We start from the raw sequence: 20,627 nt of genomic DNA on the forward strand, positions 1-20,627 counted from the left end.
AGATGCTTTTATAAAATCGGGTATTAAAAATAGTATTAATACCCGATTTTAAATTATGTCAGCCTTAGTTTACCTCTGTTATTTCTATTAGCAACGAATGATTAGCAATGATAATTTCATTTCCTTCAATCTCTTGCTCAGAAATTGTTAGATTACGCATTAGTAGGTTTTGCTGCAACATTTGTTCATGCTTGTTTAAAACCTCTTGAAACTCTTTATCCGTATTTACGACAATATCAACACGACTATCGATTGGAAGATTTAATTTTTTTCTATATTCCTGTACAGCACGGATCATTTCACGGGCCATGCCTTCTTGAATGAGTTCATCTGTCAAAGTAATATTTAACGTTACTGTATATACTCCATTTGTCGCAGAAGCATACCCTTCCTTAGCTACTTTTTCGATTAGTACATCTTCTAGCAGTACTTTCACTTTCTCATCAAAAGTTTCTTCTAGGAAACCAGCCTGCATAAATTCGCTAACATGTCTCTCTTCTAAAGACTGAAGCCATGTATTTACTGCATTCGATTGTTTACCAAATTTCGCACCAGACTTTTTAAAATCGAGCTTCACCTTTGTAAAAACAAATTCCCCTTCATTTTCCATCAACTCAAATTGCTTCACATTCAATTCTTCCTTCACAATACTTTCGTATAAAGTCCAATTTACTTCATTATTTAGACTCATAAGTGAAAGAGTTGCTAATGGCTGTTTTACTTTCAATGACGCTGTATTTCGTACACTTCTACCTAGCTCTACAACCTGAAGCACTGCATCCATTTCTTTTTCAAGCAGTTCATTAATTAGTTTTTCATCATGTTCTGGATAGTTTGATAAATGAACACTCTCTCCCGTTAAACGCATAAATACATCTTCCGCGATGAATGGCGTTAAAGGAGCGAGTAGCTGACTAATTGTTGTTAATACTTCATAAAGAGTATCGTACGCAGCAGCTTTTTCAGGATTCATCTCACTTGACCAAAAACGCTCTCTAGATCTTCTTACATACCAATTGCTCACTTGCTCTAATAATTTTGCGATTTCTCTAGCAGCATTTGTAAAGTGGTAATCATCCAAATTAACTCGAACGATTTTTATCGTGCTATGCAAACGAGATAAAATCCAATCATCCAAATTATTATTATTTGTCTCATACTTAACTTTTGGATTGTAGTTATCTAAATCAGCATACAACGTATAAAAACTATGCACATTATCCAATGTATCGACTAATTTAGATTTTGCCTCCTGAACAATTCGTTCGGAAAAACGTTTTGGATTCCAAGGCGCACTATCCACCAATAAAGCCCAACGTAAAGAATCAGCACCGAATTTTTCGATTAACTCTACTGGATCAAGTGCATTTCCTTTACTTTTAGACATTTTTTGTCCATTTTCATCTAATATATGTCCTAAAGACAACACCCGCTTATACGGTGCTTGACCTGTAAATAAGGTAGAAACAGCAAGTAAACTATAAAACCATCCTCGTGTTTGATCTATTCCTTCTATAACGACATCCGCGGGAAACTGTTTAACAAAAAGCTCTTTATTCTCGAAAGGATAGTGATATTGTGCAAATGGCATCGATCCACTATCAAACCAAACATCGATTACTTCAGGGGTTCTAACCATTGTCCCTTCACACTGAGAACAACGAAGCTTAATCGTATCAACATAAGGCTTATGCAACTCCACATTTTCTAAAGAATGAATGGAATTTGTTTTTAAGTCCTCTATACTTTTTGGCGCATATTCATGATCGCATTCTTCACATTGCCAAACATTTAAAGGCGTCCCCCAATAGCGTTTTCGACTAATATTCCAGTCCACCATTTGCTCTAAAAAGTTTCCGAATCTCCCATGCTTAATATGCTCAGGGTGCCAAGTTACCGTATTATTATTTTGAATAAATTGGTCTTTTAAGGCAGTTGTTTTAATGAACCAACTTTCACTTGCATAATAAAGTAAAGGAGAATCACAACGCCAGCAATGAGGATAACTATGTTCATATTTTTCTTTATTAAATAACAGTCCTCGTTCTGCAAGATTACGCACAATATCTACATCACAATCTTTCACAAATCTACCTTCAAAGCCCGTAACATCCGAGGTATATCTACCTTTTTCATCTACAACATTGATGAATGAAAGACCATTTTCTTGTACAACTCGGTAATCATCTTCCCCATACGCTGGCGCAATATGAACAATTCCTGTACCACTCTCAGCAGATACAAAGTTTGCCATTACGACTTTATGACCAACTTCCACATCGACAAAATCAAACAATGGATTGTAAGCAATATCTTTAAAATCTGATCCTAAATGGACGGAAAGCACTTCATAGTCATTTTTTAGTACTTTCTCTACTAACGCTTCCGCCACAATCAAAATATCATTTCCTTGTTTTGCACGTACATATTTCATCGATGAATTCATCGCTAACGCAACATTTGCTGGCAATGTCCATGGAGTTGTCGTCCATCCTAAAAAGTATTCATTGTCCCGATCTTTCAGCTTAAATTTTGCTGTAGCAGATAAATCTTTTACCATTTTGTAACCCTGGGATACTTCATGGGAGCTAAGAGATGTTTGGCAACTCGGACAATATGGGGATACACGATGTCCCTTTTGGAGCAGTCCTTTCTCATGAATCGTACCAAGTATATTCCATTCACTTTCAATATACGTATTGCTTAAAGTTAAATAAGGGTCATCCATTTCAACCCAATATCCGAGTTGTTCTGTAAACTCACGCCACTGTTTTTCATAAACAAAAACACTTTCTTTACATTTATCAATAAATGCTTCTACACCGTATTTTTCAATTTCACTTTTACCTGAAATACCTAATTGTTTTTCTACTCCAAGTTCAACAGGTAATCCGTGCGTATCCCAGCCTGCTTTTCGAATAACTTGGTGACCCGTCATTGTTTTATACCTTGCCACTACGTCTTTTATCGTCCGACCTAAAGCGTGCCCCACATGTGGCAGACCGTTGGCCGTAGGCGGCCCTTCATAAAATACGAAGGAAGGATCGTTTTCTCTCTCATCAATTGACTTTTTGAACACTTGTTCTGCCGTCCAATAACTTCTTATGCGCTCTTCTCTTTGCAGTACAGATTCTTTTTCCATTCGATATCACTCCTTGTTATTTCCATAAAAGCATACAAAAAACCCGTCCCAGTAAAGGGACGGGTTTAACCGTGATACCACCCTAATTTTATCGAAAACGTTCATTTTCAATAACACTTAGCCACGTACTATCATACGCGTTCTTTTTAACGGTAGACACCCGGTCTCACTTACTAAATTTCAGCTCGACTTCTCAGAGAGGATTTTCATACATGAACTGAACACCGGCTTTCAGCATTTTACCGGCTCTCTTTGGAACAGTTTCAATAATTACTTTTTCTCATCAACGAATTTGTATGGTTTTATTGTCGATAAATTTAACATGAAGGGATGATGTTGTCAAATAAAAATATTTCCACTTTAAAATTCCTCCCTCTGCTCTTCTCTGCTATAATCATGAAATAACGAAATTAACTGAAATGAGGAAAACAAATGATTAACAAACTTGGACAAATAATGCTATATGTAAATAATCAAGACGAGTCCGTGAAATTTTGGACAGAAAAAGCAGGATTTTGTGTACTATCTGAAGAAGATAATGGACAAGGATTTAAATGGTTTGAAATCGCTCCAACAAAAGAAGCAGCAACGAGTATCGTTCTCCATAATAAGGAGCTAATCGCTCAAATGCAGCCCGAGTTAAATTTGAGCACACCATCTTTAATGTTTTTCTCAGATAACCTAGATAAACTTTATGCCGATTTTAAAGAGCAAGATGTTACTGTTGGTGAATTAGTAACAATGCCTTCAGGCAGAGTGTTTAACTTTGCTGACAATGAAGGGAACTACTTTGCCATTATGGAAAAAAAGTAAACGTTCTATCTACAACAGCAAAAAAATCCTTCTACAAATTATTTGTCGAAGGATTTTTGTTGTTTTTAATTCCAAACTCCAGATTGTTCTAATTTCTTTTTCCCTCTGAATGCCATGAATACTAATAATACGTTGATTACTAACATCACCGCAATTGTATATAGAACAGAAGTATAACTTCCTGTTAATTGGAACACATATCCGTATCCTGGTAATGCCACGATACCCGCAACTGCTAAACCAAGTGCAGCTGTAGCATAAATTTGTGCGTAGTCTTTGTTTCCAAAAAGAGACGATGTTAATAATGGTACTAATGTCCCTAAAGAAGCTACGATAAATCCGTAAATACCAATCGCTAAGTTAAACATGAATGGATTTTTCGGAACTGTCAATAAAATTCCAATCGGAATTAATCCTACTAACATAGCGAAAATCGCTGTGTTTTTCGCACCAATTTTATCACTTAACACACCAAATGTAAGTGCCCCGATTAACACACCAACTTGCCAACCACCCATTGCACTACCAGCGAATTGAACATCATACCCTAGGCCCATTGCAAACGGCGCAACATGTTGCCCAAAGCTACTAATTGCTGTAATAAAGAAGAAGAACATTAATAATGCATAAAATGCACTTGATTTTTTCGCAGCTGCCATAGATACACCATTAGCAGCTGCTGGTTGTGCAGTAGTTTGATCTTCTTTCACTTCGTCCGCACCTAATGGTTGTAAACCTTTTTGTTGTGGAGACATGCGAATTGTTAATAAAACAACTGGTATAACGATTGCCATAACAAGTACTCCTAAAGCAATATACGTAAATCTCCAGCCATCACTTGCGATTAAGTTTCCAGCCATTGGTTGTAGAATTGCTCCGAAAATACCACCAGAGGCAACCATAATACCCATTGCTAAACCGCTGTGTTTTTTGAACCAATTATTGATTAATACTGGACCAGCAATTTGTGTCACGAAAATGGAACCAATTGACATTGGAATACAGAATAAATACCAACCCCATACCGAGTTCATCAATCCGAACATGGCAAAAGATCCTGCTTGTAAAATAATTGCTGTTACTAAAATAAATCGAATATCATACTTCGCCATGATTTTACCTGCAATCGGTAAGAAAATCATTGTAACGATAGATGAAATACTAAAATATAACGTTAAACTTCCCATTCCAATTCCAAGATCTTTTGTAACAGGTGTTAAAAATAATCCACCCGCTGTCATAATTCCGCCTTTTGCTAGACCTACCATTAATGCTAGACCTACTAGCAACCACCATGCGTAGTGGATTTTTTTCTTTTTCGTAGCCATATTACAATCCTCTTTCCCCTATTTTATCTAATTAACGTAATTTAATTGAACCGCCATCTACCATTATTGTTTGTCCAGTAATATAATCTGAATCTGCGCTTGCTAAGAATACCGCTGTACGACCAATATCTTCTTCTAACTCACCAAGTCTTCTTAAAGGTATTTTCGAAAGCATCCCTTGATAGTATTCTGGATGTTCTTCCGCCCATTGTTATAAGCCTGGAGATTTAGCAATCGGTGCGATTAAGTTTACATTAATTCCAAATGGACCGAATTCGTTAGCTGCTACTCGAGTAATTGCGCGAATTGCTTCCTTTGCCGCTGCATAAGAAGCTTGGTTTGCATCACCGTTAATACCTGCACCAGATGCAAAGTTAATAATTTTCCCTTGTGTTTCTTTTAAGTATGGTAAAGCTGCTTGCATAAAATAGAACGTTGGATAGAATCCTGTATTAAAAGATATATCAAAGTCTGCTTGAGTTGTTTTATCAAACGGCATATTCCTCGAAGCATGCGCATTATTCACTAAAATGTCGAGCTTCCCAAATCTTTCAGCAACATTTTTAACGATATCCGCTAATTTATCGTGCTCTGCTAAATTAGCTTGTACAAAAATGGACTCTGATTGATATTGTTGCAATTCTTTAATAGTTTGGTTACCATCTTCTTCGTTTAAATCAACAATTACTACTTTTGCTCCTTCTTTTACAAAAGCAGTTGCCATACCTTTACCAATACCACCTGCTCCACCTGTAATAATAGCTATTTTGCCTTCAAGTTTTTTCATCATTTTTTCTCCTCGTATATACATTTATTTTCATCTAAAACCCTTATCAAGTTATAGAGTTACTCCCTGTACATATAACTTTCTCCTTGAGCCTATAAAATATCCTTCCAACTTCAAAGTAACTACGAAATCGATTTTATCATCTCGCCTCGTTAAAATTATTAAATTCAGGTAACTTTTAAATCACAAATTACTTTATGTAACCGTACTAACTCAGCATTTTTTATGTGTTAATAATATGTACTCAATTGATTAGTCAAATGTATTGAGCTTTATATAGATAGAATTTTATGATAATATAATATTAACTAATAATTACTCAGTTACTATAAGTACTTTAATAAGGAGAGATTATATATGAATGAACTAAAAGTATGCAATAAAGTAGAAGGAGCTTATCAAATCATAGGGAAGAAGTGGATGTGTCTAATCATTCATGCTTTAATGGAAGAACCAAAAAGATTTAGTGAAATTAATACTTTTATTCCAGAGTTAAGTAAGCGCATGCTAACGGAGAGGATGAAAGAGTTGGAAGAATGCGGAATCGTATTACGAAATGTTATTACAGATCGTCCTGTGCGTACAGAATATTCTTTAACTAGAAAAGGTCATGACTTAGGCCTTGCCCTTCAAACCGTGGAAACTTGGGCAGAAAAATGGATGTAAATAAAGATCGCAATGGAATTCTTTTGTTAGAAAACAGAATTCCATTACGACCTAATTATTTCATACTATTTAAGTAATCTTCCGCGTTTTTTGACATACTATTGAGCAGTTTTAACGCATAAATCTGCTCATCCTATGATAATCCCTTCGCAAGAATTGTTTTCCATTCTTGCAATATAGAAGTTAACTTCGGTTCAAAAGTATGAGCTTTTTCAGTCAAATATAATTTTTTAATCCTTTTATCGACAACGAATACTTTTCTTTCTACGTACCCTTCCATTTCTAATTTTGCTATTGCTCTAGCAGCTGTACCTTTGTCCATTTTCAATAAATAAGCTATTTCATCTTGAGAGATTCTCTCATTCTGATATAAAACTGCAAGAAATTGATATTGACCAGCTCCTAAATCGAACTCTTTTAATCTGTCATTCATATAAACATTTCCATAGCGATGTAATAATGAAATCCACCTACCAATAGACTCTTTGTTTATAGCACTCATTTAAATTCTCCTACTTCTCATTCTATTATGTAAATTTTAAAACATTTTACTTGCATAATCTAAGCAAATAAAACAACATTAGTCAGGTTGACAACTAATGTTATTTTTATTAATAATTTTCCATTTAAAATATACGACATTTTAGTTGTTAAAACAATTAATTGAATAGAGGAATAGAAAAGAAACACCCCGTAGTATCTCAAATCCAGTTATCATATTTAGTACGACTTTATTAAAAATAGAAAAAATAAGAATAGGATGTATATCAAATGAATAAAAAAATCTATCATATCGCAAGAATAATATTAGGATCCATCATCGTTGCTTCTGGAGCAGGTGTATTGTTCAACTTAATGCCAATACCAGAGTTTGCAACTAAATCTGTTAATGATTTTATGCAATCATTTACCTAAAATGGATATTTTATGCGTTTTTTATCTGTTGTGAAAATTGCATGTGGACTAGCTTTATTATCAAATAAATTTGTTCCTCTAGCACTAATTGTGTTCATCCCTGTATCTATTAATATGTTCTTTTTCCATATCTTTTTAGATATAACGACTGTTGCTGGAGCTTTGATCATAATAGTATTAAACATATATTTACTTGTGTCTCACTTGAAAGATTATCGCCAGGTTTTAGTAGTTAAATAAGTTGAAATCATGAAGGCAAGGAATTAATATTCCTTGCCTTTTTTCTATAAAGTTATTTGCTTTAAAAAATCCACAATTTGTTTAGAAGCAGTTCCATCTCCATAAGGATTTATAGCTTGTGCAATTTTTGCATATTCCGTGGAGTCATACAATAAAGTACTAGCCATTTTAAAAATTTTTTCTCATTCGTCCCTACGAGTCGAAGGGTTCCAGCTTGTACTCCTTCAAGTCGTTCTGTACTGTCTCTCACAACAAGAACAGGAATATTTAGTGCAGGAGCCTCCTCTTGGATTCCCCCGGAATCAGTAATAATCATATAAGATTGTTTCATCAGATGTGAAAAGTATTCGTAGTCAAGTGGATCGATTAGATGAATTCTGGAGCTATTATCACTAGCTGCTAAATGTTCATATACTTGTTTCAATACATTTGGGTTTGGATGAACAGGAAAGATTATTTCAATATCCTCGTAATCATCCAGCAGTCGTTTTAGTGCAGCATAAATTCCTTTTAAACTATTAAAATTCTCACGTCGATGCGTTGTTACTAGAATAATTCGTGATTTTCTATCCAGTATTTTTTGCAAATGTGCTGGAAAAGTATATGGTCTGCTTGTAATGTCTAAAAGTGCATCTATGACAGTATTACCTACCACTACAATTTTTTCTTCTGAAACTCTTCAGCAATTAAGTTCTCCTTATTTGTTTCGGTTGGTGCAAAATGATACGTGCTTAAATTTGTTACTAACTTTCGATGCATTTCTTCTGGAAATGGAGAATACATTTGAAATGTACGTAAGCCAGCTTCAACATGACCAATTGGAATTTGCCTCAAATATGCTGCGTAAGCTCCTGCAAATGCAGTGGCAGTATCACCATGTACGAGAACAATTTCGGGTTCTTCCATTTCAAGTACTTCACCAATTTTTATAATCATTTTGGTTGTTATTTCTTCAATTTTTTGTTCAGGTTTCATCAGTTTTAGATCATATTTTGGATGCAAAGAAAATAATGTTAACACTTGGTCTAACAGCTCAAGATGTTGTCCTGTGTTCACTAGTACGCTTTCAAACTCCTCTGTTGATAGGATACCTTGTATTAATGGTGCGATTTTAATTCCTTCCGGACGCGTTCCAAAAATAATCATGATCTTCATAAAATACCACCCCCTGTTCATTGTTAGATGTAGTATTACGGCTGTTTTAACGTAAGTTTTATTATGCTTCCGTCAACTTCTTCAAATTCTGGTACATATTCATTTCCCCAACGATTTAGCATTTCATCAACAACCATTCGAAACTGGCGGTTTAATAATTCTTTTTGTAAAATCGTTATATCATGATTATGCCTGCGCTGATGGTAGAGCGGTTCGTCTATCCAGTGAATATCAAACTGTTCAACAATTCGTAAAAACATCATAAAATCATCTGCTAGTAGGGGCTCACCGTTTAGACTTGTCATCCAACCATTTAACTTTTCAAGAGCAGATCGACGGTACATACGCGGACAATGTGTTTGGAAATTTTCCAACACTTCATATTTGTTTGAACTAGGAATTCCTCTATATACTGGGCCTTCCGTCAATAGACCATTCTTTTCAAACCAGATTTTTCGATTTGCAAACACCATTCCAACATTTTGTGGAAGAGAATCCATCTGTACTAACATAGTATTAAGCGCTGTAGGGTCTAGCCAGTCATCACCATCGAGTTCAAGTACGTAGTCACCTAATACATAATTTAAGCCAATATTTAACGCTGCTGCTTTATGCTTTTTATTTAAATGAATAGGAATTAAGCGAGTATCATGTACCGAATAAATTTTTTTCAAAGTTTGATCGGTTGACCCTACGTCTAACACTACAATATGGAAATTAGAATATGTTTGATTTAATACACTTTGAATACACTCAATAATATATTTTTCATGGTTATGTGCTGTAATTATAACCGTTACTTTTGGTATATCTCCATTTTTTTGTCGATGTTCCAGACTTGCAGTCATACTTTCAATAAAAATTTCTTCTAAAGGGGTTATCGTTGTCAAAGAGTATTTTCCATTTAATCGATATTCCATTAATGTCTCATGGATAAAGAGAAACTCACCAACCTGCATTAATTTTATCCAAAATTCATAATCCTGAACTAGTCCATATCTTGGGTCGTATCCTCCTGCTTTTTCATACGCTTCTCTTGTAAAAAGAAAAGAAGCTCCAATAAAACAAGTCAACATAATTTCTTCTTTGGGTCTATCCATCATTTCAAACATCGCATCATACCAAGATTCTCCAAATGAGTCTGTTGCTCCTTTACTATCGATTGGCTGATACATGGAATATACTAACACTGTTCCAAAGCTAGCATTATTCATGGACTCTACTAATTTTTCAAGAAACTTAGGTTTTTGCCTATTGTCGCTGGATACCCAAGTTAAATATGGACAATCAAGTAGTTGCTCAAATCCCTCATTTAACGAATGGGCAATTCCTTTATTTTTTTTCGATTAATAATTTTATACGGACATGTTAATATTTCAGCAGCTTCGTAGGTAGCATTTACTGTTTCCTTATTTGCTCCATCAATGACAATTACTAGTTCAAAATTACGATACGTTTGATTTTCTAATGCCTGTAAACATTAAAATAAATATGTTCTTTCTTGGTTATATATAGGGAGTACAATTCCTACCTTCTCTTTCACAAGTTCGCTACGCCGCGAGGGACTGAATTTACTAAGCAATCTCTTATGCCAAATCTCATTTTTTCCTTTCATTCCATTTCTCCTTTCATAGATACTTAACGGTATAAAAAATTCTATTTAGAAGACCGCTTATAAAGTATTTTATGAAACTAATAAGAATATGAAGCGGCTAATACCCCTGTAGAGTGCGTATTAACAAGAATAATGAAGAAAAAAAACAAAAAAACCCTTCAATTTTATAGATTTAAAGGGTTCTATACTATCTATTTATCATTCAGTCGGAAACACAATAGTAATTATTGCTCCACCTTCTATTCGATTGCTCGCCGTGATTGAACCTCCACTACGTTCAATTATTGCCCGAGATAATCAAAATCCCTCTTCGTCATGTTAAGGAAGAGGGATTTTGCTATTTCTAACATTATTAATTATTAGCTTTTCCAACGAAAACAACATTAAAAAAGTCTTGTTTTCCGTTGTTTTGTAGATCTACCGTATCATAAGCATTTTCATCGTTCTTTTCGACTAAAAACAATGTATTCATACCTAAGCCTTCATCTTCTTCGGAATCGTATTTGATTTTCAATACGTCCTCTTCAATAGTAAACGATATATTTGAGTAATGAACCCCTTCTGAGCGAAACAGTATATAACTCCTATCTTCACTCGTATTAAACATGTAAAGTCCGTTTTTTAGTTCTTCTTTATTAAATATAGAAAAAGTGCTATCCATTATTGCTTCATCATATTCTAATTCTTTAATCGACACATCATTATTTTCAACCAAATTGGACTCGGAAATGACCGTGAAATTTACTTTATCCTCATTACTACACCCAATAAGGACAACCATCGTTATAAATAAAAGCACTATCTTTTTCAACTATATGTTTCCTCCTTATTATAATCGACTAATTTTACTATGAATTCGTCTAATTGCTTCTCTCGTTACGACTTCTCCTGCAGCAATACAAACCTTGGCGTCTTTAAAGCTAATTTGATTGAAGCCAAGATCCGGTTTTAGTACTACATCGGCTAACTGCAACTCTTCCTTCACCATTTTTGCACTCATCATATCAATTGTATTCATAAGAGAATCCACAAAGTGACGCGTTGTTCCTTTTGCGAACGATTCTGGACAAACATTTACAGCGATGACAATGTCTGCCCCCATACTTTTAACAAGTGCAGCTGGCACTGGATGAACGACAGCTCCATCAATAAGATTTTTCCCTTCATAGCTTACAGGGCGCATAATGGCAGGAATGGCTGTACTTGCACTTATTGCGTGAGCTAATGAGCCACTTTTCATTATATGAGCATCTCCTGTGGACGTATCTGAAGCAACTGCAGCAAAAGGAATAGAAAGATCTTCAATATTCCTTTTTCCTAAATACTGTTCAATAAAACCAATCATTGGGCTATTATGTACGAATGAGCGAATTGGAAAAGTCGGTCTTACCAATCGCCCCCAACGTATAGTTGAAAGAACTTTCTCGCACTCATCAATTGGCATTCCAGCAGCATAAGCCCCGCCTACTAAAGAGCCTGCACTCGTGCCAGCAATCATATCAATTGGAATGCCTTCTTGTTCAAGTATACGAAGCACTCCAAGATGGGCCATCCCTCTTGCAGCACCACTTCCTAGTGCAAGCCCTATAGTTGGTCGTTCTCCTGCTTCACGGGTTCTTCCAAAACGCAAATGATTGCTATAAATAGTACGTCCTTCACTACGTACAAATGCTTCTTTTACCGTATCACGTAATTCTCCCACATTATTTGTTAAGAACGGAAACAAACTAAGTAGTCGTAGGGCATCTTGAGAAATGACCATTTCTGCATTCTCTGCTCCTTCTTTCTCTAGAAAAAAGTGAGCAAGCAAAGGAATATCATCCACTCTTTCACGCAGTGGTGCGATAAAAATTGTAGGTATATTTCCCAGTTCAATATCTTTTGAAGTTGATAATATAACTCTTGTTTGATCATTTGTTTTTATTAGTTCAGTCAATATATTTATAGGTAATTGCTCTGCATTTTCCACTACAATCGTACCGCCTTTTGCAGCATGTACTTTTGCATTCCATGTAAGTAGATCAAAATCCTTTGCGTGAATCGTTAAAATAGGATAATGTCCTTTTGTCGTTAAATAATGAAGCTTTCTAGCGACATTCATTTTCCCCGTACCTGGTTCTCCTAGCACAATTGTATGAGCTTGTTTAGTTGAATGCTTCTCTATATCGACAAGTAGTCTTTGCATCGCCGCACTTTCACCAATCAATTCACCATGTCGCTCTTGTTCATCGTGTTCATGCTCTTTCATAATTAACACACTTTTCGTATGTTCTTCCAGCACTCGATCATTTGAAGTTTGGATTCGTTTAATCATCGCTTCAAGAATTTGCATTCGAAAATTAGGGTTCTGATCCATTAATAACATCATACCTGCTCGACAAACCGTTACGGTTCCAACTTCATCAACCGCTTCCACATTTGCACTTATAGGATCTCCTGTTAAACAAGACATTTCCCCGAAAAAGTGACCTCTTTGTAGCAAAGCTAATTGAACTTTCCACTCTTGCTCTATAAATACTCGCACTTCACCTGTAACAATAATATGCACACGTTCGGAAACTTCCCCCTTTTTCAAAATAAGCTGCCCTGGTGCAAAATTATGTTCTTGTAAATCGAGATTGGATTGTCGTAGTTTTTCTTCAATTTGCTCATCAATAATTGGATACTTTTGCTTTTTATTTAGCAACGGTAATCCTCCTCTCCAGGCTATAATGCATTAATCATTTGATATGATTAATGCATTGAACTCTTCCACCTTTATAATTCGGAAATTTGTCCATTTTTGTAAGTTGGATTGCTCAATAAATACTCTTCCTTTTATAAACAGCTTTGTTCCATCCACATCATTCGAAATTCCATGAAAGTTGTTCTTCCATCGCTCATCTAAAAATTGAACGGGTATATAAGTTTTCCCATCTTTTTGAACGATATTAACTCCTCTCGGAAGGGGAATAAGTTCGTTATTAAACCAAACTTGCATTTTTTTTGCTTTTGGATTTAATGGAGTAGCTTCAATAATTTCTTCATCTGTTTGAATATGCTTTAATTTATTCAAATCAACAGGAACCATTTTCACTTTATGATTAGCTGAATCTGCAACATATAGCTGCCCATCGAAATAAGTAACGGCTGTAGGTGTATCAAACTGAACTTCATAAGCTTCTCCCAACTTATCACCTGGTTCTCCTTGACCTGCCACATCAATCGTAATTCCTTGCTTCGTAATTGCTCGAATTCGATGATTCAAACTATCTGCTATAAACAATACACCTTTTTCATAATGTAAATCCTTTGGATAATTGAACAATGCCTGTTCTTTTTCTCCATTTTGATGACCACCTTCTCTGTAGCCAGTTGTTGAATCTACAGGCATAACCGCCCCAGCAAAAGTCGAAACTTCATTGTCTGTAACGTATCGAATTAATTGATTGCCACTATCTGCTACATAGAAATTTCCGATTTCATCAAACGCAATTGATGTTGGTTCATTGAAACGAGCCTCTTTTACTGGTCCGCTCACATAGCCTCCATCTGTAAAAAACTTTCCTGCTACAGTAGAAACGTCACCTTCTGGAGTAATTTTACGAATTAGATGATTCATTGTATCAGTCACATATAAGTTATTTTCCGCATCTAATGCTAATCCAGATGGATGATTAAACTGTGCTACTGTTTTCGCTCCATCTCGGTAGCCGGCTTTCCCTGTTCCAGCATGCGTATAGACAACGCCATTCACAATTTTACGAATCGTATGGTTGTTAAAATCACTAATGTACATCGTGCCTTTTGCATCAATAATAACGTCATTTGGTTGGTCAAATATAGCAGTTTGTATATTAAAGTCAGCATATCCTCCAATTGGCAATCCATAAGCATCTAATCCCTGATTGCCACCGACAGCGGCCACTTCTTGCCGCTCTTTATTAAAAGAGTGAATCGTATGACTACCTGCGTCTACAACTGTTAACTCTCCAGATGGATTCATCCATAATCCTTGTGGATGAATCCATTCCGTTTGCTTCGGTTTATAATCAATAACAGATGCAGTAGTAGTAATGCTACCAAATACTAAAAAGATTGCACTTGCTAGGAGAAAACTTGCCCAACTACGATGTTTTGTCATATTTGCACTCCTTTTTAATAGTTAAACCGTACTCAATCACTCTAGTTTGGCATAGGTTCGAAACAAATTATTATAGACTCATCTTGAACACCGTCTGTTTCTTGATTTCGTATAGTCTGCGGTTCAATTTCAATTATATGGCCTCCGTAACTTGGTAGTAGGGGATCAATCAAATGTATAAAGAGTTTGTTTTCTACAATAACAACCTTCTCGATTTCGTATTCGGTTACAGTTCCAGATCCATCTTCTTTTAGAAGTCGTATAACATCTTTAAAATTTTGAGGTGCTAGACTATCATCTGTATCGAATTCAATCTTCTCTTTGAAGGGAATCGTTATGATTTTTTCACCCACTGAAAGAGTATTAGCTTCAAAAGCATCTATATCTACTTCAACTAACGACATTCTTTCTAGTGTAACAGGTAAAACGAATCCTGAAGTAAATTCCAATCTGATTTCTACGCAACTTAAATCCCTAGAAATCATATTTTGCATAAATTCTCTTTGCAGTATAATTCCATTAGTAAGCACTTCATATTGGATTTCTTCTACTTCATCAAAATTACTTGAATCTCCCGCAAACAAAACTTTAGCCAAAGTATCGCCATTTGAAACATACTCTATCTTCAGCTCATTTCGCTTTTCTGGATCTGGATGATACTCTTCTGCCGAAACGAATGTAGGATTTTGCACTGGAGGTACCTCTTCGCCTGGTCCTTCATCCGGGACACTTGGACGAGAAATGCTAGGGCTTTCTGCTTCTGGCTCGTAAACAATAACATTTTTCGGTGGTATTACTTGTTCTTGATTGTCGTTTTCTAATTTAAAGCGAAGAACTTGTTCTTCATCAAGCTCCACTATTTCGAAACTACCGTCATCATGTATTAACAAACTTTTGTTTGCCTCTACCCTTACAGGTTTACTTTCTCCGATGTTTACCATTACTACGCCTTCTAATACACCGACCCAAGTACCATGTTCATCATAATAAACATAAAATTCCGTCCCCATTACACCCATAATTGCGTTAGGAGTTTGAATGTTAAACCTAGATTCTCCTTCTAACTTTTTACTCACTTTCACTTTTACTTTGCCGCCAACTAATGTTAAATTCGTTTTTCCTGATTTTGCTTTTACACTTTTTACAAGTTCGCTAATTACTAACTTTGTATTGGATGCAATTGTAACTTCCTTATCCTCATCTAAGGAAAGCACTGCTTCACTTTTTTTACCTGTAATAATCGTATCTCCTTGTGTGAAAGCCATATTTTTAAAAGCTTTAAAAAGCTTATTTCCTCCACCTTTTTTCACTTCGACAGTGCCAGAAACACTAAGTACATTTCCTACTTTTTTTGTATCTTTTGCAAAACTTGATTGAGGAAATATAAGACATAAAATAACTAAACATAACAGAAATATTTTACCTTTCTTCAATTCATTCCCTCCAACTCATATATTAAAATTCCTTGTAACTTACCCTTCACTTTAATCTCTCCAAGAGATTGGGTTAGTACACGATCCTTTACTTGCTCATAAATAGTTTCACTAATTATAATTTGTCCCGGCTTTGCATTACTTTCCAGTCTTGCTGCCGTATTTACCGTGTCGCCAATTACTGTATAATCCATTCTAGTTTTCGAACCGATATTTCCGACAACTGCTGGTCCTGTATGAATGCCGATACCGAAATGTACACTTTTACCGAATTTCGCTTGCAGTTTCTTCTCAAGTTCCACGGCGCCTTCTTTCATTGCCCAAGCAGTTCGAACTGCTTGCATAGCATGGTCCTCCAATGGAAGAGGAGCATTGAATATCGCCATCGTCGCATCTCCTATGAATTTGTCTAAAGTTCCACCAAATTCGAAAATACAATTCGCAGTTAAATTTAAATACTCATTTAATATTTCTACAATTTCTTCTGGCTCAACACTTTCCGATAATGTCGTAAACCCACGGATATCAACAAAAAGAACTGTTAAATCCTTTCTGCTTCCACCTAATTTCAATCCTTCTTCGCCGTTTTCGAGTATTTGCTTAACTACTTGAGGCGCTACATACCGCCCAAAAACTGCGGTCACCCTTTTTCTCTCTGAAAGTTCCGTAAAATAATTAAAGCCCACAGAACATATATATGCTGTAATAAAGAATGTAATTAGATAAACAAGCGATATAATAATACCTTGCCCATACAAAAACTTCCCAGCATACAAAACGACCACTAATAAAACGATGAAAGAAGCTAACATAAAAATAGGAGATTTCAATCGACATATAAAATAAGCTAATATACTAGCTAAAATCAGAAATAAAGCATTCCATTTCCAATCAAGCTCTTGCTTAAAATTACCCTCTAGCAGGTTTTGAATAATATTCGCATGAATTTCAACACCGTACATACTTTGCTTTCGGTCCAACGGAGTTAAAAAATCATCTTTAATACCAACCGTATAAGGTCCAATTAAAACGATTCGATTTTCAAAATAATCAGCTGGTACTTCCCCTTCCAATACCATTGAATAAGGAATAATTTCAAATGATCCTGGTCCACCTGCATAGCTAATATGAAATTGTTGAAAAGCATTTAATGAAGGAGTAGTAACAGGAATTGTATCCCCTGTCTGTTCCATATACTGTTGTACAATTACCGACGAAAAGCTTTTAATCCGCTCCCCATTATGAGTAAATTCCAAAAGAGACTTCCTTACAACACTGTCTTCATCAGGAAAAGTATTCAAATGCCCTAAAGCACTAGCAGCTTCCTTCAGTTCAGGAAAGGGCTCCGATAACTCTGTACTCTCAATCATTCCATTTTGAGAGAAACGATCAAAAAGCCCATAACGTGCAAGTACAACATTTCCAGCATCATGAACTGCAGAAATAAACTCAGCATCATCTTCCGCAGCTTCTGAAGCTAACGGAAATGTAATATCAAAACCAATAACAGCAGGATTACCTTGTGTTAATGTTCGTACTAACTTCGCATGGACATCTCGTTTCCACGGCCACTGACCAATTGTTTGCAAACTTTCATCATCAATAGCTAAAATCGCCACACGATAATCAACTGGCCCCTCTTCTTGCATCCAACGATCCTGTAGTTCTAACTCAAACCCTTTTAAACTGTCTTGATACAACAAAAATATAAAGAATATTGTTAAACCACTAATAACATGCCATAATTTAATTTTCATCATCTCCTATGAGATTTTTTCAGACATGAAGTACATAAATACTAAAATTTGTCCGATATGTATAGATTGATCAATGCCAAGCCCCCAACCAAGTGGATCTAGCTTTTTATAAAACCAAATCGGTTTCGCCTTCATATAATCAGCAACCGCATGAACCGTAAATAAAATAAGTACATCCCAAACATCAACAGAGTATCCAATAAAATGAGCTGTAATCAGAATCATCCCTGTCCAAATCCCAGCATGACTGCTTAATACAATCAGATTCTTCCCTTTCATCTTCGCAAGAAACTCTCCCTGTAACGGATAATCCGCCAACAGATGCGCAAAAAGTAAAATTAAAAAATCCAAACCGCATCCCTCACTTCCAATAGAAAAAAATTCATCACTAATAGCCCGTTCGATTAAACACTATTAAACTAACCATAATTTAGATATATCTATATAAATACACCGTGGTATATACAGATAATTAAATCTTTTTCCACTCTTCTAAATAAACACTATTCAATAAGTGTATATTACTTTTTACAAAAACAATACTGACAAATGTTAATAGTCCGTGATTTTTTTGTAATATATTCAGAATCATTTATAAGAAACTGTTCATTTAAGTAGTCGACTTCATTTTCACTTTACTTCCTGTTACACAAGCGACAAAAAAAACCTCCTGCCAATAGGACAGGAAGGAATTTTATATTATTCACTAGTAGACCTTTTTAGAAAAACATTGAACTATTTAATCATTTTATCGATGTTGATCTACAAGAATTGAATTACCATCAGGATCTTCTATTGTAAAGCTTGCAGGTCCTTCACTTGTTTCATCTGCTTCAGTTAGCATTTTAATTCCTTTTTCTTTTAATTGTTTTTGAAGATCTCGAATGTCCATAAATGAATCGAGATTTTCAGCATTTTGATTCCACCCTGGATTAAAAGTAAGAATATTTTTTTCAAACATTCCTTGAAATAACCCAATTACGCTATTTTCATTCTTCATTATGAGCCAATTTTGAGTAATGTCCCCAACGAAAGCTTTAAATCCAAGGTTTTCATAAAATTCTTTTGATTTGTTAATGTCTTTTACATTTAAACTTACTGGAAATGCGCCAAGTTTCATATTTATTCCTCCTCAAAATCATAATCTAAAAAAATCTATCATTTAAATTGAGTCTACAGCATTACTATTGGATTTCTCAAGTAAACATGAATGATGGACTAGATTCTTTAAATTCAAGCGTATGGAATGTATGTATTTACCATTTTTTCTTTCTATCTAATTCAAGATATTGAGTTGTTCTTTCAATAATGGAATGTCAAAGGACTTCTATACTTTAACAAAAGCCCTTTTTTTAAAAAAATTTCATGAGTAGTAACAGATTTGAAAGTTAATATATACTGACACCATATTTTGTGCTATAATTCCTACTAGAAATGTGGTTTTATCTAGATTGAAATTCGGTCTTGTAGCTCAGTTGGGAGAGCACCACCTCGACAAGGTGGGGGTCGCTGGTTCGAGACCAGTCGGGACCATATTAAATACACAGTCACAACCCTTGATACGTAGGGGTTTGTGACTTTTTTGTTTTAAATGAATTTATCTCCAATTTATTGAATGGTGCAAAATTGGTGCAAAAATACGTATAAATCCGTCGTAAATCTTATGAATCTATATTAAATTAATCCCCTACCATAATAACCAATTATCTATATTCGGTTTGCTTTCCATCACAGTTCTTTCTTCAATTACTTCTAACCAATTATAAAACTTCACAGGATCACCTACACTTGGTTGTTCTTCCACAATTGATGTAGTGGGTGTTTTTTTATTAGAACGCTCAATCGACTTCTTATAAGCTCCTACAAACACAAAATTTGTCAAAATAGATAACTGACCATAGTCGTCTGTTTTAATGTATACAACTCTCTTATTTATGTTTATCATTATGGTAAATATATGTAAGGGGGTTTTTGTATGTATGCTATTTTAGGCCTCATTGGTTTTGTTGGTGTAATAGTTGGAATCATACTAATTATTATTAATTTAATTAAAAAGAAAGATATGAAAACTGGTTTAATAGTTTTTGGTATGTCATTTGTACTTTTTGGAATTGCACTATTTCTAACTCCTGAAGAAACGGAAGAAGTGTCAATTGATAAAGAAAAAGTCGAGGTTATTTCACCTGTATTAAAAAAAGAGACTGCTGAAGAAAAATTGATTCGTGAAGCAAGAGAAGCGGAACAAAAAGTAAAAGATGAAACTGAAGCGAAAGCATTGGCAGAAGCCGAAATTCAAGTAGTTGCTGAAAAGAAAGCAAATGCCAAAACAATTGATTATCCGCAATTAAAAAAGAATCCAGATCGCTATTCAGGTGAATACGTAAAATACACTGGTGAAATTATTCAAATTTTAGAGGGTAACAACAGGACGAACATTAGATTAGCTGTGACTCAAGATTCACATGGATATGATTTTAACGACATCATTTTTATTGAATATGACGGCTATACTGACTTTGTGGATGGCGACATAGTGACTATTTACGGAGGGGTTTACGGAGCATATAGTTATAAATCACAAGCGGGGCATAACATTTCACTACCTGGAATTCTTGCAGATGAAGTGCTTTCAGCAGAATAACACAAAAACCAC

Annotated in this window: 17 protein-coding genes, 1 tRNA gene, 2 pseudogenes and 1 other annotated feature; of the genes and pseudogenes, 6 read left to right on the plus strand and 14 right to left on the minus strand. The window is 35.1% G+C overall.

Annotated features, from left to right (window positions below; genetic code table 11):
- Positions 1–64 precede the first annotated feature (64 nt).
- Positions 65–3,142, minus strand: a complete 3,078-nt coding sequence (ileS, locus tag RUH95_RS08530; protein ID WP_313892432.1) for an isoleucine--tRNA ligase — start codon at positions 3,140–3,142, stop codon at positions 65–67.
- 52 nt (positions 3,143–3,194) lie between these two features.
- Positions 3,195–3,438 (minus strand) — a binding site (T-box leader).
- A 136-nt stretch (positions 3,439–3,574) separates the two neighbouring features.
- On the opposite strand from ileS, the gene RUH95_RS08535 reads away from it, so the two are divergent.
- A complete protein-coding gene (locus RUH95_RS08535) occupies positions 3,575–3,955 on the plus strand; it encodes a VOC family protein (RefSeq protein ID WP_313892433.1) in 381 nt (126 codons plus the stop codon).
- A gap of 65 nt (positions 3,956–4,020) precedes the next feature.
- On the opposite strand, the gene RUH95_RS08540 is transcribed toward RUH95_RS08535, so the two are convergent.
- The gene (locus tag RUH95_RS08540) at positions 4,021–5,283 is read right to left on the minus strand and encodes an MFS transporter (RefSeq protein ID WP_313892434.1); all 1,263 of its coding nucleotides are present in this window, start codon (positions 5,281–5,283) and stop codon (positions 4,021–4,023) included.
- A 31-nt stretch (positions 5,284–5,314) separates the two neighbouring features.
- Positions 5,315–6,070, minus strand: a pseudogene (locus RUH95_RS08545) (SDR family NAD(P)-dependent oxidoreductase).
- Between the two features lie 357 nt (positions 6,071–6,427).
- On the opposite strand from RUH95_RS08545, the gene RUH95_RS08550 reads away from it, so the two are divergent.
- Complete coding sequence (locus tag RUH95_RS08550) at positions 6,428–6,736, plus strand: winged helix-turn-helix transcriptional regulator (RefSeq protein WP_313892435.1); 309 nt, start codon at positions 6,428–6,430, stop codon at positions 6,734–6,736.
- 133 nt (positions 6,737–6,869) lie between these two features.
- On the opposite strand, the gene RUH95_RS08555 is transcribed toward RUH95_RS08550, so the two are convergent.
- On the minus strand, positions 6,870–7,238 hold the full coding sequence (locus RUH95_RS08555; protein ID WP_313892436.1) for a MarR family winged helix-turn-helix transcriptional regulator: 369 nt from the start codon (positions 7,236–7,238) through the stop codon (positions 6,870–6,872).
- 269 nt (positions 7,239–7,507) lie between these two features.
- On the opposite strand from RUH95_RS08555, the gene RUH95_RS08560 reads away from it, so the two are divergent.
- Complete coding sequence (locus RUH95_RS08560; protein ID WP_313892437.1) at positions 7,508–7,651, plus strand: hypothetical protein; 144 nt, start codon at positions 7,508–7,510, stop codon at positions 7,649–7,651.
- A gap of 12 nt (positions 7,652–7,663) precedes the next feature.
- Entirely contained in the window at positions 7,664–7,891 is a 228-nt protein-coding gene (locus RUH95_RS08565) for a hypothetical protein (protein WP_313892438.1), read from the plus strand.
- A 109-nt stretch (positions 7,892–8,000) separates the two neighbouring features.
- Here RUH95_RS08565 and wecB read toward each other — a convergent pair.
- From wecB to RUH95_RS08610, 9 genes and pseudogenes are all read right to left on the minus strand, one after another.
- A pseudogene (gene wecB / locus RUH95_RS08570) lies at positions 8,001–9,067 on the minus strand (non-hydrolyzing UDP-N-acetylglucosamine 2-epimerase).
- Between the two features lie 14 nt (positions 9,068–9,081).
- Positions 9,082–10,260: a glycosyltransferase family 2 protein gene (locus tag RUH95_RS08575; RefSeq protein WP_313892439.1), complete on the minus strand. Its 1,179-nt coding sequence runs from the start codon at positions 10,258–10,260 to the stop codon at positions 9,082–9,084.
- Between the two features lie 753 nt (positions 10,261–11,013).
- Positions 11,014–11,472: a hypothetical protein gene (locus tag RUH95_RS08580; RefSeq protein ID WP_313892440.1), complete on the minus strand. Its 459-nt coding sequence runs from the start codon at positions 11,470–11,472 to the stop codon at positions 11,014–11,016.
- Positions 11,473–11,490: 18 nt separating this feature from the next.
- Complete coding sequence (locus RUH95_RS08585) at positions 11,491–13,347, minus strand: patatin-like phospholipase family protein (protein ID WP_313892441.1); 1,857 nt, start codon at positions 13,345–13,347, stop codon at positions 11,491–11,493.
- Between the two features lie 30 nt (positions 13,348–13,377).
- Entirely contained in the window at positions 13,378–14,784 is a 1,407-nt protein-coding gene (locus tag RUH95_RS08590; RefSeq protein ID WP_313892442.1) for an NHL domain-containing protein, read from the minus strand.
- 41 nt (positions 14,785–14,825) lie between these two features.
- Positions 14,826–16,217: a FecR family protein gene (locus RUH95_RS08595; protein ID WP_313892443.1), complete on the minus strand. Its 1,392-nt coding sequence runs from the start codon at positions 16,215–16,217 to the stop codon at positions 14,826–14,828.
- Positions 16,214–17,974: a CHASE2 domain-containing protein gene (locus tag RUH95_RS08600; RefSeq protein ID WP_313892444.1), complete on the minus strand. Its 1,761-nt coding sequence runs from the start codon at positions 17,972–17,974 to the stop codon at positions 16,214–16,216. Before RUH95_RS08600 ends, RUH95_RS08595 begins: the two co-directional genes overlap by 4 nt.
- A gap of 6 nt (positions 17,975–17,980) precedes the next feature.
- On the minus strand, positions 17,981–18,325 hold the full coding sequence (locus RUH95_RS08605; protein WP_313892445.1) for a DUF3307 domain-containing protein: 345 nt from the start codon (positions 18,323–18,325) through the stop codon (positions 17,981–17,983).
- Positions 18,326–18,722: 397 nt separating this feature from the next.
- A complete protein-coding gene (locus RUH95_RS08610) occupies positions 18,723–19,094 on the minus strand; it encodes a VOC family protein (RefSeq protein ID WP_313892446.1) in 372 nt (123 codons plus the stop codon).
- Between the two features lie 340 nt (positions 19,095–19,434).
- Between RUH95_RS08610 and RUH95_RS08615 the strand changes: the two genes are divergently transcribed.
- Positions 19,435–19,507, plus strand: a tRNA-Val gene (locus RUH95_RS08615).
- 154 nt (positions 19,508–19,661) lie between these two features.
- On the opposite strand, the gene RUH95_RS08620 is transcribed toward RUH95_RS08615, so the two are convergent.
- Positions 19,662–19,856, minus strand: a complete 195-nt coding sequence (locus tag RUH95_RS08620) for a hypothetical protein (RefSeq protein WP_313892447.1) — start codon at positions 19,854–19,856, stop codon at positions 19,662–19,664.
- 93 nt (positions 19,857–19,949) lie between these two features.
- Between RUH95_RS08620 and RUH95_RS08625 the strand changes: the two genes are divergently transcribed.
- On the plus strand, positions 19,950–20,615 hold the full coding sequence (locus tag RUH95_RS08625) for a hypothetical protein (protein ID WP_313892448.1): 666 nt from the start codon (positions 19,950–19,952) through the stop codon (positions 20,613–20,615).
- The last annotated feature ends 12 nt before the right edge of the window (positions 20,616–20,627 follow it).

The sequence above is a fragment of the Psychrobacillus sp. genome (assembly GCF_032154225.1).
GTDB lineage: Bacteria > Bacillota > Bacilli > Bacillales_A > Planococcaceae > Psychrobacillus.

Excerpts from the sequence above, each read along its gene's own strand:
- ileS (WP_313892432.1), bottom strand. The coding sequence starts at position 3,142 with ATGGAAAAAGAATCTGTACTGCAAAGAGAAGAGCGCATAAGAAGTTAT.
- RUH95_RS08535 (WP_313892433.1), top strand. The coding sequence starts at position 3,575 with ATGATTAACAAACTTGGACAAATAATGCTATATGTAAATAATCAAGAC.
- RUH95_RS08540 (WP_313892434.1), bottom strand. The coding sequence starts at position 5,283 with ATGGCTACGAAAAAGAAAAAAATCCACTACGCATGGTGGTTGCTAGTA.
- RUH95_RS08550 (WP_313892435.1), top strand. The coding sequence starts at position 6,428 with ATGAATGAACTAAAAGTATGCAATAAAGTAGAAGGAGCTTATCAAATC.
- RUH95_RS08555 (WP_313892436.1), bottom strand. The coding sequence starts at position 7,238 with ATGAGTGCTATAAACAAAGAGTCTATTGGTAGGTGGATTTCATTATTA.
- RUH95_RS08560 (WP_313892437.1), top strand. The coding sequence starts at position 7,508 with ATGAATAAAAAAATCTATCATATCGCAAGAATAATATTAGGATCCATC.
- RUH95_RS08565 (WP_313892438.1), top strand. The coding sequence starts at position 7,664 with ATGCGTTTTTTATCTGTTGTGAAAATTGCATGTGGACTAGCTTTATTA.
- RUH95_RS08575 (WP_313892439.1), bottom strand. The coding sequence starts at position 10,260 with ATGAATAATGCTAGCTTTGGAACAGTGTTAGTATATTCCATGTATCAG.
- RUH95_RS08590 (WP_313892442.1), bottom strand. The coding sequence starts at position 14,784 with ATGACAAAACATCGTAGTTGGGCAAGTTTTCTCCTAGCAAGTGCAATC.
- RUH95_RS08600 (WP_313892444.1), bottom strand. The coding sequence starts at position 17,974 with ATGAAAATTAAATTATGGCATGTTATTAGTGGTTTAACAATATTCTTT.
- RUH95_RS08610 (WP_313892446.1), bottom strand. The coding sequence starts at position 19,094 with ATGAAACTTGGCGCATTTCCAGTAAGTTTAAATGTAAAAGACATTAAC.
- RUH95_RS08625 (WP_313892448.1), top strand. The coding sequence starts at position 19,950 with ATGTATGCTATTTTAGGCCTCATTGGTTTTGTTGGTGTAATAGTTGGA.